General features: G+C 48.0%; 9 protein-coding genes. All 9 read right to left on the reverse strand.

Going from position 1 to position 17,238, the window contains the following annotated elements; translation table 11 throughout:
• Positions 1-29 precede the first annotated feature (29 nt).
• Entirely contained in the window at positions 30-866 is an 837-nt protein-coding gene (locus BLT94_RS13965; RefSeq protein WP_092235298.1) for an ABC transporter permease, read from the reverse strand.
• Positions 867-872: 6 nt separating this feature from the next.
• Complete coding sequence (locus tag BLT94_RS13970) at positions 873-1,829, reverse strand: ABC transporter permease (RefSeq protein WP_092235301.1); 957 nt, start codon at positions 1,827-1,829, stop codon at positions 873-875.
• A complete protein-coding gene (gene cobN / locus BLT94_RS13975) occupies positions 1,829-5,728 on the reverse strand; it encodes a cobaltochelatase subunit CobN (protein WP_092235304.1) in 3,900 nt (1,299 codons plus the stop codon). The genes BLT94_RS13970 and cobN (BLT94_RS13975) overlap by 1 nt, the downstream gene beginning before the upstream one ends.
• 50 nt (positions 5,729-5,778) lie before the next feature.
• A complete protein-coding gene (locus BLT94_RS13980; protein WP_175530362.1) occupies positions 5,779-7,947 on the reverse strand; it encodes a TonB-dependent receptor plug domain-containing protein in 2,169 nt (722 codons plus the stop codon).
• Between the two features lie 555 nt (positions 7,948-8,502).
• A complete protein-coding gene (locus BLT94_RS13985) occupies positions 8,503-9,240 on the reverse strand; it encodes an ABC transporter permease (RefSeq protein ID WP_092235310.1) in 738 nt (245 codons plus the stop codon).
• Positions 9,237-10,073 carry an ABC transporter ATP-binding protein gene (locus BLT94_RS13990; protein WP_092235313.1) on the reverse strand — a complete coding sequence of 279 codons (837 nt, stop codon included), beginning with the start codon at positions 10,071-10,073 and terminating at the stop codon, positions 9,237-9,239. Before BLT94_RS13990 ends, BLT94_RS13985 begins: the two co-directional genes overlap by 4 nt.
• Entirely contained in the window at positions 10,070-11,119 is a 1,050-nt protein-coding gene (locus BLT94_RS13995) for an ATP-binding protein (RefSeq protein WP_245743141.1), read from the reverse strand. The genes BLT94_RS13990 and BLT94_RS13995 overlap by 4 nt, the downstream gene beginning before the upstream one ends.
• A gap of 5 nt (positions 11,120-11,124) precedes the next feature.
• Positions 11,125-13,257 carry a putative cobaltochelatase gene (locus BLT94_RS14000; RefSeq protein WP_092235319.1) on the reverse strand — a complete coding sequence of 711 codons (2,133 nt, stop codon included), beginning with the start codon at positions 13,255-13,257 and terminating at the stop codon, positions 11,125-11,127.
• Positions 13,258-13,328: 71 nt separating this feature from the next.
• Positions 13,329-17,231 (reverse strand): cobaltochelatase subunit CobN, encoded by a 3,903-nt coding sequence (gene cobN, locus BLT94_RS14005; protein WP_092235321.1) that lies wholly within the window; start codon positions 17,229-17,231, stop codon positions 13,329-13,331.
• Between the last annotated feature and the right edge of the window lie 7 nt (positions 17,232-17,238).

Raw genomic sequence — 17,238 nt, forward strand, 5'->3', positions numbered from 1 at the left:
TTCCCCTTGTATAATATCAGGGCATAATATCATGGTGTAATATCCCGGGTTTTATATCTTGGATCCATGATGTCTCTCAAGGCATCGCCGAAAAGATAAAATGAAAGGGTTGTGACCATGATTGCCATGCCCGGGAAAACAGTCAAATGGGGTGCCATGCGCATAAAGGACCGGCCTTCACTCAGCATGGATCCCCAGTCCGCCTCAGGCGGCTGAGCCCCTATGCCGATGAAGCTGAAGGCGGCAACCAGTAAAATCGTAAAACCGGCGGACAGTGTTGCCAGAACCAGAATGGGTGCCATAATGTTCGGAATAATATGCCGGATGAGAATGTATGGGGTTGAAAACCCAAAAGCTTTGGCGCTTTTTATAAATTCCTTTTCTTTGAGAGCCAGCACATCCCCCCGTGCAACGCGGGCATATTCCGTCCATCCGGTCACACACATGGCAGCGGTGATGCCGTATAGTCCGGGACCTGTAAGCGCAACAAGCACCAATGCCAGTACAAGTGAAGGCAATGCCATAAAAACATCAACCAGACGCATGATCAATCCATCCACCATCCCCCCTATATATCCGGAAACCGCCCCCATTGACAAACCAATGAGAACCTGCAAAAAAACGATGATAAAAGCGACTTTCAAGGAAAGCCTGCTTCCGTAAATAATACGGCTGAACACGCAACGGCCCAGATAATCGTTTCCAAAAGGGAACTCCCCTGAAGGGCCTTGCAGTCGATGCTCGATATTGGGTTGATACGGGTCACACGGTGACAGTATTGGTGCAAATATCGCTGTTATAACCAGAAGAATCATAATTAAAAGACCGGTTGCAGCCTTTTTGCTTTTCATAATGTCTTTAATCATCTGTCATTAACCCCAAACCGGTTTTTCTTTTTTCATGAAACTGATTCTCGGATTGGCATATAAATACAGTATATCCACAATGAAATTGATGGTCACAAATACACTGGCTACCAAAAGAATACAGCCTTGAATCATGGGAAAATCTCTGGCAAAACAGGCATCCACCATCAGTTTTCCAATACCTTCCCAGGCAAAAATAGTTTCAATAATAACGGTTGTCTGAAAAATACGTGTTAATTTAATGCCACTGTAGGTTATTATCGGCACCAGAGCATTTTTAAGGGCATGCCGGAATATGATGATTTTTTCCGGAAGACCTTTGCACCTTGCAAAAAGAATATAGTCTTGTTTTAAAATTTCCAGCATACATGTCCGTACAAGCCGTGTTGTGGGTGCCGCCATTCCAAGGGCCAGCACGGTAACAGGCAGGACCATATGTTCAATGCCGCCCCTGCCGCATACCGGCAATATGCCCAGATTCACGGAAAACAATAAAATCAGCAGCAGTGCAAACCAGAAACCAGGCAAAGAGATAAACAATATGCTCCCCGCCATCGTGCAAAGGTCAAAAAACGAATTCTTTTTAACCGCAGCATAAATGCCGATGGGCACAGCCAGTAACATGGAAAGAATAAAGCTGGTTAACCCCAGTTGAAGGGTAGCACAAATACGTGTCATAAGTTCGGAAACAACCGTCTGGTCAGTCCGGATGGAACTGCCCAGATCACCTGAAAAAACGTGCTTCAGCCAGATGGCATACTGAACATGGACGGGGGCGGACAATCCCATCTCTTCGCCGATCCACTCGATCTGTTCAGGGGTGATATCATTTCCGAAGCGGGACATGGCCATTAGAATCCTTGGATCGCCGGGTGCCAGATGAATCAGTAAAAAAGTAAATACAGACACCACAAAAACCACCAGCCCCATGGAAAAAAAACGGTTGAAAATATAAACAGCCATTATGCTTTCAAGTTCCCCTTTTTGATAATTTCAATGGTTGATCCTTGAAAATCCGAACTGATATCATCCATCTGTTCTTCAAGATCAGCTTCGATCTCAAGGTATGCTTCTTTCAGGTCTTCCAAAAGATCCGGGTCTGCCGACCAGAGCTCGCGGGTTTGGGCTTCCATCAAGCGCCGGACAATACTTTCCATGGCGTAAATATTGTTTTCCTTAAACCATTTTCGCATTTCAGGATCTATGGCAAATTTTTGCGCAATCTCATCAAACACCCAGTTGCCTACCAGACGTGTGGTTGCCTGCCAGCCGTATATATGAAAAACCCTGTCAGATATGACTGTGGCACCTTTATAGCCGTGACGTTTTTTGCCTTCGATCCACTCCGGGTTCAACAACCTTGTCCGAGCGACACGGTCCAGTTCTTCTTCCATGTCCCGGATGCGGGGACGGTCCGGATCATGGGTATCTCCGAAATAAACCTTGATATCATTGCCGGAAATTGTTTTGGCAGCCTGGGTGAATCCGCCGTGACTGCCGAAAATATGACAGCAGTCAAGGATATCATATTCATCTGAATCCCATTTGTCATAGGTAACGGTGAGCTGTTTTAAATTGGCTTTATATTCTTCTTTGGCCGGTATGCCAAAACTGCCTTTACCATATGCATAATGACAGGTGTCGATAAAAATTTGCGCCAGATCCTCTTCTGTTTCCCAGGCGGAAGCGGCGACCGCGGTATTGCTGCCGTAGTCATACACACCCGGGGCCGCAGTGAAAACCCGAAAAGTTGCAAACCGCATCTTCTTTTTTTCGTCATCTTCCGTTTGCATTTTTGACATACGTTCCATCACATGCTTGCGGATAAAATTTTGATCCGGCGGTTCATCCAGGTCCGCCACGATCCGGACCGCCTCATCCACCAGTTCAAAGGCACGGGGCGAACCATCCCGCAGCATGTTTGACAATTGAACCGTGATGTCGACACGCGGCCTTTGGAGCTGACTGAGGGGAATGGCCTCAAGACCGGTAATACGGCTGCCGTTCCAGACCGGTTTGACACCCAGCGTGTAGAGCATTTGCGCCAATTGTTCACCATCGGCACGGAAAATATCAAAAAAACGAAAAACAAACCCAATGTTTTCAGGATATTCGTCGTGTTCATGGAGATACTTGTGAAAAAATTTTTCAGCCAGTTGAACCCCCACATTCCATGCGGCCGGTGTGGGGATTTTAAACGGATCAATGGAATAAAAATTCCTGCCCGTGGGAAGGGTTTCGATTTTCCCCCGCGCCAGGGCCCCGGATGCACCGGGTTCGATAAATTCTGCGTTCAACCCCCGGATAATATTTTCAATTTCCTGTGTGGTCCCGGCAATGGCCGGCAAAAGTTCCAGGCCAAAGCCAACAATTTGATAAAGACTTTCAGTCCGCTCTTGGGACAGGCAGTACACATTTGCTCCGAATACCTCCATCAGGATATTGGAAACCATCAATGACAGATTTTCACGGGTAAGGTCCGACTGTGTTGCGACCGCTTGAGAAATGATTTTTTTTGCCGCATCTTCGGTCAACTGCAACAGCCTTGCGTGGGTCAGATTGAAAATGGGACTCAGGGCTTCCGGTTGGTCAAGCACCTCTGAGTAGTCCAGCCCGATGGTTTCAAGGATAAAGCGCCTGAGGGAGTGAACCTGTCCCTGGTCAAACCGGAGAATTGAAGCAAGCATGCTGATAAGCTGTTCGCCCCGGGGAGCCTGGCCAAGGGTATGCAGTCCGTCCCGGAACATGGTTTCGGTCAGCATATTCATCTGACCGTGAATATATTCCACAAAATCATCGAATTGTTCAAACTCATCGTGTTCCCGGATAATTGATGCCTGCCGGGCGCTTTCAATGATAATTTTTTCAAGCTCCCTGAGACGGCCTTTTTCATCTGCGGATTTAGCCCGGTAATATTCCTCTGACAGTTCTTCCAGTTCGGCAACCGGCCCATACAGACGGGTTGACGCCATTACCGGATGAAGATGATCCACAATCACGGCAAGCCCCCGGCGCTTTGCAATGGACCCTTCCATGGGATTGCTGACCACGTAAATATACAGGTGGGGCAAACTGCCGACGCAAAAATGGGAAAAACAGGATGAAGAAAGGGCCACGGATTTTCCGGGCAAAAGTTCGATGTTCCCATGGGTTCCCACATGGATCATGGCATCGGCTTTAAATCCTCTTTCCACCCACTTGTAAAAGGCAAGATATTGATGGGGCGGCGGCACTTGCGGGTCATGAAGTATCTTGCACACACTGCCGTCACACCGGGCACCGGCACAACCGCGTTTGGGCTGCAATCCGATAAAGACATTGCCGTTGATCAAACCGGGAATGGTGATTTTGCCTTCATAAAGGGCCAGGCTCATTTTTTCAAGATCACCCAGCATGGATAAATCCCCGCTGAAAGGATTCCCCCATCCGTTGACGATTTTTTGGAATGACTCGTCCGGAAGCTCGGACAGCCAGTCCCGGTAGGTATTCAATTCCACAAAGCCTGCTGCACCGCCTTTTTTGATGATCTCCTCAAGGGGGGTCCAGCGGAATTCACTGATGGCTTTTTTTTCAAGAATAATCCGGATCAATTCCCTGCCGTTGTCAGGGACCCAATCCAATTGATAGCCCTGTTTTTCCATCTGCTGTAATAAAAGCGCCGTGCTTTCCAGGGTATCCAGGCCGAAACCTGCACCCACGGTAGCTTCCACACCGCTGCGGCAGGGTGAATTATGAAGGATAATGGCGATGCGTTTGTCGGCATTGTTTTTCTTTCCAAGGGCACACCATTTTAAAACTCTTTGGGCCAGATAGTCCGCCTGCCCGGGAACCGGAACCGGTCTCTGGATGGTAGCGCCTGTACTGCGATCAATATCGTTTTGTGTCACCCCCAGCAATACGGGTTGGGAAATGCCGTCAAACTCGGGAAGAACAATTGAAATGATATATTGGGGTACGGCCAGCCCTTCCGGGTTTTCCTCATATTCCGCTTTTGACTGCAGGCTGTTGATCATCAAGAGCGTTGGAACATTTAAGTGCTGTAACACATGGGTCTCGTTCTGCTGAAACCCTGCGCCGTTTTTCTCTCTTTTGGAATTGAGAAAAAAATAGGCCTGCATCAATAGAACATCAATCAAAGGTGTCCCGTTCTTCATGAAAAAGCTTTCGGTAACAACATCATCACCCTCCCCTTTGAATTTATCATTAAAAACCGCAATAACGTTGGCCCCCTGCATCAAAAGCGTTTCCATCAATGCATCGATAACATCAAGCGCATTGTCGATCCAATATGAACGGGGGAAAAACAGGCCCACGGTATATGCATTCTCATCAAGCGGCTTAAAGGCTAAATATTCATCCAGAGACAAAAAAGGTTCCTTGTGATCCGGATGATAAATTCCGCACAGGGGCATCGCTATTGGTAAGGGAGGAGGTTCTTTTTCCAAACCGGCAAGGTGTAACACAGACCAAAGAAGGTTTTTAATATTAGCCGTCCCGCCGTTCTGCTGATAGGCCCAGATCCTTTTCAATTCTTCGCCGGACACACCATTTGAAACCTGCATACACTCCGGTGAAAGCGGGATGATCATTTTGCCTGTTTTTTCTCCGATGGCATTGAGTTCTGTAAACAACGCACCATAAGCAGATGGAATCAATACCAGAATAACCTCGGCCTCGGCAGCGCACCAGTTCAAAAAATCAGGATCCGGTTCAACCATGGTTTGTTCAGCGCCGGCCATATTTTCAATGCGAAGTTCAAATGCAGCCCCCCCTTTTTTCAATTCAGCATATGCCTGGCCGAACGTTTGGACGACAATTCCCCGGCTTGGGCCAAAAGGAGATAATATTGCACCGATTTTCATTTCATGACTCCTTAAAAGTTCATTAAAAAAATACTTCTATGTAAAATAGATTAAAAATAGATTTCAGCACCAAACATCACCATACGTCCGGATTGATAACGGGTGTAGGTGAATTCCCGGTAGTCTTTGTCAAACAGGTTGGTTGCATTCAAAAACAGTTTGGCATGTTTTGCCACATCAATGCCCATTGACAAATCCACAACAAAAAAACCGGATACTTCTTTGGGCTCATCAACACTGTATTCTTCGATGAGAAACGCGTTCTGCCCACGGCCCCGAACGGTTGACCAGAATTTATGTTCCTGCCCGAACAAATTAAAGTCACGGTTGTATTGATAGGCAATCGATCCCATCATCTCGGGGATTTGCGGCAGTTTTTTATCGGTTTGCGCATTTTCAGCATCCATTATGGAAAAACTTCCTGTCAAATGATGATGTTTATTAAAATCATATGTGATTTCAGACTCGATTCCCTGCATCACAGCCCGGTCAATGTTATCGTGATACTCATAGGTCATTGTAACCTTGTTTGATCCGCCGATTTTCTTTTTTTCCTTGATGCTTTCAATTAAATCCCTGGCTTCGGCATAATAAGCACTCAGACTGCAGTTCAGATTTTCTTTAAATCTTTTCCTGACGCCGATTTCCGCAGACCATAATTTTTCCGCGTCTAAATTTGAATTATTCGTTCGGATGGTATAGGCGGTCATGTTCCAGTCTGTTCCAAATTTCTGGGAGTATGAGGGAGGGTTGAACGCATATCCTGAAGAAATAAAGTATTGTGTATCCGGATTGGGTTTAAAATGCAAGGCCAGTTTGGGGGACAGCTGTTCGTCAAACTCATCATACATGTCACCCCTCAGCCCGCTTGTCAGTGTGAATTTATCATTTATGAAATATTCGTCCTGAAGGTAAAGTGAATAACCGGTTTTGGTGGTATCAACCGGGTTGGTCAGCGACCTGCCCGTGCCTTGTTCTTGGATGGACCAGTACACATTATTGCTTTGGTATTGCATCCCGACTGTTAAATTATGATCGCCCAGCATTTGGCTTGTCAGAGACTTGGAATAGCTGAGTTCAAATTCATAATCTTTGGATCCCTGGCTTGATTCGGATCGGTAAAATTGAGGGGCTCGACCGCCCGGGGCAAGCTGGGCCGGATCATCCAAACTCTTGGCAAGGTCCATATTTTCACCTGTGTTTTTGCTTTCCAGGTGATGATATGTCAGGCGGTAGGATATATTTGAACTGTCGGACAGGTTTGTTTTACCTGAGAGACCGATAAACTCTTTATCTTTTTCAAGGTATTTTTCCACATCATTGCCGTTTGCATCAGTATATCTGTCGGTATACCCGTTGCCGGTTTCGTTTTCCATATACCCCATACTCACCGTGATACGGGTATCGTCATTAGGGGTTAAAAATATTTTGGGCTGGATCGATTTCTCTTCATAATCCCGATTCCAGTTTTCCCACCCGACATGGTCTGATTTTTCATAATCAGCGTCAAAATCATAGGAATAGTCACCGCTGCGATAGTCATAGGTACGCTTAATCATATTGTCCCGTGACCAGTAATTGTCCGTACCGGTATTTGAGGCATCTAAAGCAATCCCCCATTTATCGCTTCCATATGAAATATTTGTGTTATATTTTTTAAAATCATAATTTCCAAAAAATGATTTTACACAACCCTTAACACCTTTTTCAGGAGGAGAAGAAAACATATTGATCACACCACTCATCCCCCTCCCGCCATACAGTGCCGACGACGGTCCCCGCAATATTTCTATCTTCTCAACACCTTGGGTTGGCAACAAGCTGAGGGTTGTATTACCGGACATGCTCTCAACCATGTTGACGCCATCCACATAGAGGAGATTGCGTTTTGTACCGATTCCCCTGATATTTATAAAATTATGGGTGGTACCGATGCCCTCACCCCGAATCACCTGAACGGACGGCGTATAACGGAAAGCCTCGTCAATGGTCACATTGGGGGCCTGATCAAGCTCATCTTTCTTAATGACCGAAATACTGACCGGGGTGTCAACAATCATCTTTTCCGATTTGGTGGCTGAAACAACAACTTCACCAAGGTCAACGGCATCATCAGGCTCATTTTTCAAAGATTGATCATAAGCCAGGCACACCCCACAAAACAAAAATGTTACAACCAATGCCAAACAACATAAAATCCCTTTTCTTTCCTTTTTCATATTATCCCTCCTCCGAGTATCTTTATTACCAGCATTCACAGGCATGCCATAAAATAAAGATTACTGTTTTGCCCTGATCACCATTCCCCCTCTCAAGAGGAATTGATAACACAACTATCACAGCAATGGCTGACCACATTTTTTTCCATTAATCATTTTGTCGGAACAATAAAGATACGTCCCAAAACCGGGTGTATTGACGAGCCGTTGCCGCGGTGTTATAAGGAGGGTTAAAGTCCCTGAATATCAAGGGGGCTACCCCGGAAGACAGCATGTCTCTTTGACCGGATACTGTGCTGTCTTCCTATTTTTATCTTAACCTTGTACCTAACTTCTTAATGATTTATGTTTTTTTGTACTAACATCTCCCAAACAAAAAAAAGCCAAGGAGCCCTGAAATAGAATTCTTTCTATCAGGCCTTCTTGGCTTATATTCAAATCTTGGTTTTAAAACAAATCCATGCAATTTCGATTGCAATTTTGCAAAAGTAATACTGAATCTGAAATTCCTTGTCAAGAGCAAATAAAGCTCAAGATAAGATTTCATGACAGGCATCAGTCCTTTGCTTTTTTGACGAACAATACGGAAATATAAAAGAACATGCTTCCGATGGCTGCCAGGATAAACAGGGAAGACAAAGACGGCATGTCGCCGAATGATGCCGTCCGGATGGCTGTGGCCGCATGGGTCAGCGGCAGAAGGAAAATAACCTTCTGGGCCCAGGCCGGAAAATTTTCCACCGGGAAAAAGGTCCCCCCTAAAAATGCCATGGGCGTGATCACAAAGCTTGTCAAAAGGGTCTGGTCTGCATGGGACTTGACCAGCATGGCAAGCCCCACGGCAAGGGAGGCAAACACAAAACTGTTCAACACAATTGCCAGCCAGAACCATACGTTCAGGGAAAGCACAACCCCGAATAAAAGGCCCAGAACCAGAATCACGGCAATGGCTAAGAATGCCCGTGTCATCCCGGCCAAAACTTCACCGGTCACATAAGAGAGATCAGATACCGGTGCTGCCTGGATTTCTTCAAAAATATGCCAGTAAAACCGTGCAATATTGATCTCGCTGGAAATGGAAAAGGCCTGGGTCATGCTGCTCATGGCAATAAGACCCGGGATGAGAAACTCCATATAGGTGTGCCCGTCAACCGCCACATGTTTACCCATGGCATAGCCGAAAGCAATCAGGTACAGCAGCGGAGATACGGACCAGGAAGGGATAAGCCTGGACAACCGCCGTCTCAGTATCAATAATTCCCTGTAATAAACTGCAAATGCGCCTTGTATCATTTTACTTTTTTCCCTGTCAAAGCCAGGAAAGAATCCTCCAGGTTGACCCGCCGCAGGGTAAAACTGTCTTTATGGGCGGCAATGTGGTCATTGGCCTCTTTCCGATCATTAAAATAAAGTGTTTCCATGTCATCCTCCTTGAGACAGTCCAGGGCCCAGGTTCCTTGACGGTTCATAAGATTGACCGGAGTGTCAAGTACCACGACGGTACCTCTATCCAGAAAGGCAACACGGTCGGCCAGGAACTGGGCCTCTTCAATGTAATGGGTGGTCAAAAAAACGGTGGTGCCGTGCTGCTGGATTTTTTTAATCAGCGCCCAGATCTTGCGGCGCATGCCGGCATCCAGCCCCACAGTGGGTTCATCCAAAAACAGGATGGCCGGAGAATGCAACAGCGCCCTTGCAATCATGACTCGCCGTTTCATCCCCCCTGACAGGTTTTTGACCAGGGTGCCCTTCCGGTCTCCCATCTCCACGTAATCAAGGAGTTCTTCAATCCTGCGCAATCTTTTTTGTTTGTTCATCCTGAAAAGTTTGCCATGGATATTCAAATTTTCAAACACGGAAAGTTCCCGGTCCAGGTTGATGGACTGGGGCACCAGCCCACACTGCCGGCGGGTTTCAATCTCCCTGTCCCCCAAATCAAACCCGTTGAGCCTGACCGTTCCCGAACTCAATCGGGTCAATCCTGTCAATATGCGTATGGTGGTGGTCTTTCCGGCCCCGTTAGGCCCCAGGAAAGCAAAGAGTTCTCCCTTATCCACCTGCAGGTTAACGTCCTTGAGCGCATGGGCGGATTTATATGTTTTATTGAGATGTTGAATTTGGATCATGATGAAAATTCTGCGGCTTTTTTCCGGTTCCGCATGCCGGACACATCGGTTACGATATCCTGCAGGGGCTGGCGTCTCACCCTGTGGGGCAGTGCCAGTGTTGCAGCGGTTTCAATATCCCTTGACTCAACGCGTGTCCGGCCGTCATAAGCGGCCAGGGTTTTGGCGGTCTTTAAAATAATGATATCCCCTCTATGGCCATCCACACCCACATCCAGGCAGTATGATGCAATTTCATAAAGCATGGGTCTTTCACAGGTCACATCCGGATAAAGAGCTTTTGCCTGTTTGATTTTTTCCACAAGGACTTGAGAATCGTCTTCCCATTGCCTTGAAAACCCTTCCGGGTCTTCATCAAAACCGGTGCGTCGTTCCATGATGGCGACCCTGGCATCGGGATCGGATATCCCCTGGATATTGACACAGAGCCCGAACCGGTCCAGAAGCTGGGGCCGCAGTTCACCCTCTTCCGGGTTCATGGTGCCCACAAGGGTAAACCGCGCAGGGTGGGAAAAGGAAATCCCTTCCCGTTCAATGGTGTTGACCCCCATGGCTGCAGAATCCAACAGCACATCCACCACGTGATCGTCCAGAAGATTCACTTCATCCACGTAGAGAATCCCCCGGTGAGCAGCGGCAAGAATGCCCGGCTCCACCTGTTTTTCCCCTTTTTTAAGGGCCTGTTCCATGTCCATGGTTCCCACCACCCGGTCTTCGGTAGCCCCTACGGGCAGCTCAATGACCTTAATGCCCTCCATGACGATTTCAGACCCCTGGCCCCTGCCAAGGATGTGATCCCGGCAGTCAGTGCGGACGCACTCCATGCAGACATGGTGTTTGCCTTGAGGGTCATGCTGGAACGGGCAGTCCTTGACCTTTTCAATTTCCGGAAGTATTTGAGCCAGGGCCCGGACAGCCGTGGACTTGGCGGTCCCCTTTTCTCCCCGGATCAGGACACCTGAAAGGGTGGGATTGATAATGTTCAGTATCAGCGCCAGTTTCATCTCTTCCTGGCCCTCAATGGCCATGAAGGGATAAACATTCATTTTTTTCACAACAAACCTCCTTTTGCAATATCAACCAGCTGGTTGACTTTAAGATCTTGTATTTTAAAATATTCTGCGTTCAGGTTGGCGGCAAGTTTTTCAGCCAGGCCAAAGGAAACAGCCCCCTGGCTTTCAGAATCCACCACAACAAATTGTATTCTTTGTTCAAGGGCCATTTTCTCTGCCAGGTCCAGGGCCTCCCGGAAAGGCTTTTGATTTCCCAGGGCCACGTTGCCCCTGCCGTCTGTGATGATAATGACAATGGGTCTTGCTTCAGGCTCCCGTAACAAATGGTTCCGCAACAGTTCAAACCCCTTGACAAGTCCGGATGACAAAGGAGTTTTTCCGCCCACGGGCATCTCTTCCAAAAGTTTTCCTGCAAGCTCCACAGACGAGGTGGGCGGCAGGTTGACAAAGGCCTCATCTTTTCTAAAAGTCACCATGGCCACCTTGTCCCGCTTCTGATAGGCATCCAGAAGCAAAGACATCACAGCCCCTTTTGAAGCTGCCATCCGTCCCCGTGCCCCCATGGAGGCGCTGGCATCCACCAGGAAAAGCAGAAAATTACCGATGCGCTTTTCCCGGATTTTCTCCCTGATATCCTGATCTTTTAGAATAACAGCCAGGTTGCTGTTGTTTTTCCTTTGGATCTGAAAAGGGGCTGCCGCCCTCAAGGTGGCGTCAAAGGCAATATCATGACTGCCTTTGGGGATGGTGCTTCTCACATACCGACCCTGTTTTGCAGCCGTCCTGGACCGGGAGCGTTTACCTGACCCCCTTCTGAATACCCGATCCTTGGGGGAGGTGAATTTTTTCACCTTAAAAGTTTCCCCCACCTCAAATATTTTTTCCAGCACATCTTTTTTGTCCTGTTCCCCGTTTTCCCCCCGGGATTCAGGCTCCGGTTCGGACTGTTCTTCTTCCGACTCCTGCTCGTCTTTATCCTCCCCCATGCTGTTTTCTTCCTGATCCTGTTCATCCGGGGCCTGCCCATCCTGATCTTTTTCTTCCTGATCTTTTTCTTCCTGATCCTTTTCTTCCTGGTCTTGTTCATTGGGTTCAGGGGACTCAGGCTTTTCCTGTTCAGTTTGGTCCTTGTTCTCTTCAGGTTCATTGTTGTGATCATGGGAATGGTCTGGTGGCGGCGGCGGTGCCGGATCGCGTTTCCTGTGAACCAGGACAAACCCGGCCACCTGTTTCACCTCGTCCATTCCGGCTTCGGCCTTGCCATGGTAGGCGGCAAGCGCTTTGGCTGCCTGTTCAATCACAAGGTCCGCCCTGTGCCCGGCCACTTTGTTTTCAGCACACAGATTTGCCACAAAAGCCCTTAAACCGTCTGAAAATCGAACCTCTTTTAAAAGGGTTCCGGCCTTTGTGATCCGGTCGGACAAAACAGCATTGTCGGCTTGATACTGCTTTGAAAACCCTTCAGGATCGGCATCATAACTTTCCTTTCTCAGCATCAAACAGATTCTTTTTTCAAGGTCTTTTTCCGATGCCACCTCCACGCACAGGCCGAACCGGTCCAGGAGCTGGGGCCTCAGCTCCCCTTCCTCCGGATTCATGGTCCCCACCAGGATAAAGTCTGAATCATGGCAAAAAGAGATGCCTTCCCGTTCAATCCGGTTTTTTTTTGAAGCCGATGCATCCAGGATAATATCCACGATATGGTCATCCAAAAGATTGACTTCATCCACATATAAAATCCCCCGGTGGACCTTGGCCAGAAGTCCGGCCTGCAAAGCTCTGGCACCGCTTTTAACGGCAATGTTAAAATCAATGCCGCCTGCCACCCGGTCTTCGGTTGCATTCAAGGGCAGGGTCACCACCCGTGTCCGGCGCTCCTCAATTACATCCTGCCCGGCTGCGCTTCCCCCTGTTATCCATTTACGACCTTTTTTACAATCATCACAAAGCCCATGGCTGTCATCCGGATTACAGGCCCAGGCACAACCTTTGTTCACCCTTATCATGGGCAAAAGTGAGGCAAGAGCCCTGACCGTGGTGGACTTGGCCGTTCCCTTTTCTCCCCGAATCAAAACTCCCCCGATGCGCGGGTTGACAGCATTGAGGATCAGGGCAAGCTTGAGTTGCTCCTGTCCCACAATGGCTGAAAATGGAAAAATATCATGTTTCATTTGTAAAATCTTCCTATGGTGATAACGCCCCCAAAAAAGGCAAAAATTAATACCTGCTGCAAATCTTAAACTCAGGTCGCTTCCCGCATGATTTTCTTTATATCCTTCATCTTCTCGGTCCAGGACTCGACATCCTCACTGGTCATGATATCCACGGCACCGCCCTGAAAATCCCCTGCCACATCCCCCATCCGGTCTTCCAGGCAGGCTTCGGTATCGAGATATGCCTCCTTGAGCCGCTCTAAAAGTTCCGGGTCAGGGTCCCAGATATCCCGGCTTTGGGCTTCCAGAAGCCGTCGCCCGATCTCTTCCATGGCCCAGGGATTGACCTTTTCAAACCAGTCCTTCATTTCAGGGTCCAGTATGAATTTTTCAGCAATTTCATCAAAAATCCAGTTGTCCACTTCGCCGGTAGTGGCACCGAACCCGTAAACACGGCTGATGCGTTTGTTAAGATCTCCGGCTCCCTTGTATCCGTGCTGTTTCATGCCGTCTATGTATTTGGGATTTAACAATTTGGCCCGGACCACCCGCCGAAGTTCGTCGGCAAAATCGGTGACCGACACATTGGCAGGGTCACGGGTATCGCCGTAGTAGGTTTTGGGTTTTTTGCCGGAAATTGCCTTGGCCGCAACGGTCATGCCCCCGTAATTGCTATAAAACCCGCAGCATTTCAAAAAATCGGTTTCATCGGAAATATGCTTGTCAAAGGTGACCTGGACCCGTTTCAGGTTTTCCATAAGTTCGGGGTGGGCCTCAACTCCAAAAGCATTTTCTCCGGCACCATAGGCATAACCATTCCAGAACAGATAAACATCGGCCAGATCCTGTTCTGTTTTCCAGGCAGACGCATACACGGCAAGGTTGACCCCTGCCCTGTAAACACCCGGCTGGGCACAGAACAACCTGAAGGAAAGCCGTCTGAACTCGTCACTATTTTCAGGATCAAGCCCTTTTCGGGCGGCCTGTTCCAGGACATGTTTTCTGATAAAATTGCTTTGATGATCCTCATTGAGCAGGGCCACGGCGCAAATGGCCTCATCCACATACTTGACCGCATCAGGGAAACAATCCCGCGTAATGCCGGACACCCGGATGTTGACATCAATCCTGGGACGATCCAGTTCCTGTAGCGGAATAATATCAAACCCATTAATCTGGCCATTGCCTTTCCATTTCGGCCGCACCCCCAAAAGATGAAAAATCTGGCCGATCTGTTCTCCGTCAGACCGCATGATATCCGAGGCAAACCAAACCATGCCCACGGACCTGGGAAATGCCCCTTCTTCTTTTTTATACCGTTCGATCAAGGCGTCGGCAAGCTTGACACCCACCTGCCAGGCCGCTTTTGTGGGAATGCGTGTGGGATCAACATTATACAGGTTGCGGCCTGTGGGCAGGATGTCATACCTCCCCCTGGAGATAAAACCGGATGGGCCGGCCGGAACATGTCCGCCTTGCACGGCATTGAGAAGGGATTTGATTTCCTTTGAATCATTCATGCGGCCGGCCACTTTGAGCACCCGGTTGGAAAAGGCCTGCAGCCGGTTTAAAAGGCCGGTCCCGGGCAGGCTTCCGAATTCGATTTTCAAAATCGTTTCAATATTCTGTTTTTCAATGATTCGGGCGATGATCTCTTTTGCCTTGCGGTCCGAGTCAAACAAAAGGTCCGAGTAGGGCCGGCCGGATTTTCCATGCCCGCCCGGATTTTGGAGTGCATCAAAAATATCTTCTCCCCAGAGATCAAAAACAAGTCTTCGGGTATTTAATTCATTATTGGTATCAAACCTTAAAATCGTGTTGATATATTCAGCCAGGTCATCCTTTTCAGGAATTTCACCAAACACATGCATGCCCACTGCAGTCTGGCTGTTCTTGACCGAGGATATCAATTCATGGCACCGTTCCGTCAAGGCCTGGAAATCCGCAGGAAAGGCGGCATCCACCTCTTTTCTCAGGTTGTTTTTATCAATGGCCTCCTGAATCAGGTGTTCGATCTGGTGTGCCCTTGCAGGGTCCGTATCCCTTGCCTGGCCATATTGATTCAAAAGGTCCTCAAGATCCTTAAGCCCCTCATAGGTATCTGAAATGGTGAGCATGGCCTGGAGGTGATTCACGAGAACGGCATAACTGCGCCGCTTGGCCACCACTCCTTCAGCCGGGTTGTCTGAATTGTAAATATACAGATGCGGCAACCTGCCGATGGCAATATCGGGCCAGCAGGCATTTGATAATCCGGCGCCCTTGCCGGGAAGCCACTCCAGGTTCCCGTGGGTTCCCACATGGATAATGACATCTGCCTTGAATATTTTTTCCATGTACATGTAGGTGGCGATATACTGATGGGGCGGCGGGATATCCGGATCATGGAGGATCTTACAGACCTGGCCGTCACACCGGCTGCCTGCGCACCCTCTTTTAGGCTGCATGATCACGTTGACATTCCCAAAATTCAGCCCTGTGATCACAAGCTGTCCTTCATGGACCATGCTGGGGGGAACTCCGTTCATTTCCTGTCCCGGCGGCAGTCCCCACCCTTCAATCATCTCATCTTGAGCTTTCTTTGGAAGTTCATCAAACCATTGTTGATATATCTCACTGTCCAGCAGGGCCAGATTTCCCTTCTTTCTGATGATCTCATCCACTGTGGTCCAGCGGAATTCTGCAATGGCCTTACGGTCAAGGAACAACTGCATCAGATCTTCTCCTGATTCAGGAATATCATTGATCTTATACCCAAGTTTTCCCATTTCATTCATAATCCTGACAACACTTTCCCCTGAGTCAAGACCACCCGCTCCCCCGATATTTGCCTCCAGGCCTGCGCATTCATTCTTGTGAAAAACAAAAACCACTTTTCGTTCTTCAGGACGTTTTTGGCCAAGCTTAATAAAATTAGTTACACGATCTGCCAGGTGTTCAACCCGCTCCGGGATAACTTCAGTGATTTCAAAACCGGTATCGGTTTTCTCATCTGTCACTTTACGGCTGGCTGCAACAAGAACAGGCTCGATATTGCCTTCAAATTCCGGCATGGCAATGCCGAAACCAACCTCTGCCGTAAGTCCCTGGGGATCTTTTTCCCATTCTTCCACAGATTTTGAATAAGAGACTAAAGGTTTAAACACCGGCACATTGAGCTTTTTAAACAAAGCCACGCTTTGTGCTGCCACACCGGTTTCACTCAGATCATCGTTCATTTCCCGACCCAGAAAAAAATAATGCAAATTGATCAAGGCATGAATCAGGGGTTTTCCATCTTTATCAAAAAACCAGGTCTCAGCCGCCTTGATAGGTCCCAGTGACCCTGCTTCAGAATCCGGCGTTCCATTGCAGAAAACCGGCAGCACATTGACCTTTCTTGCCCCGAATGCCTCAATCAGGGCATTTTCCAAAGCAGCATCTCCATTGGTAAAGGTGTGCCTGGAAAAAAGGATTCCAACGGTCATGTCGTGTTTAAAGGGATGGGCAGCCACAAAGTCTTTAAAAGTTTCATACACCTGCCAATCGGGCGGGCACAAAATTCCCTGCCAGGGCATGGGAATTGGCTCCTTAATCTGAATTTCAGGCTGTAAAAAGTGGGCTGTATATTCCAGGAGCCGTTTATAATTTTCCTTTCCCCCTTCTGCCATGTATCCATAGGCTATTGCACAGTCTGGCTGGGAAACCGTGGCACAGAGCCCCCAGTTAGTGGGGTCAAAGGATATAGTTACAATGACGGCGTCCTTATTGACTTGCTCTATTCTTGCTCTGATTTCCTCAAAAAAGGTATCATGGGTCCAGTAAAACAGTATGGCATCGGCTGTTTTGGCAGCTTTAAAAAAATTTTCCAGGATATCGGAATCATTCACAATTTCCTTTTGGGAAAAAATTGTCAGATCCACATGCCGGCTTTCCTTTGCAGCCTTTATAAATGCCGGCAGGTACGATCCCCACATGATGGACACGATGTTTATTTTTTTATTTTCCGTCATGATAAAC

It is taken from the genome of Desulfobacula phenolica (genome assembly GCF_900105645.1).
Lineage (GTDB): Bacteria > Desulfobacterota > Desulfobacteria > Desulfobacterales > Desulfobacteraceae > Desulfobacula > Desulfobacula toluolica.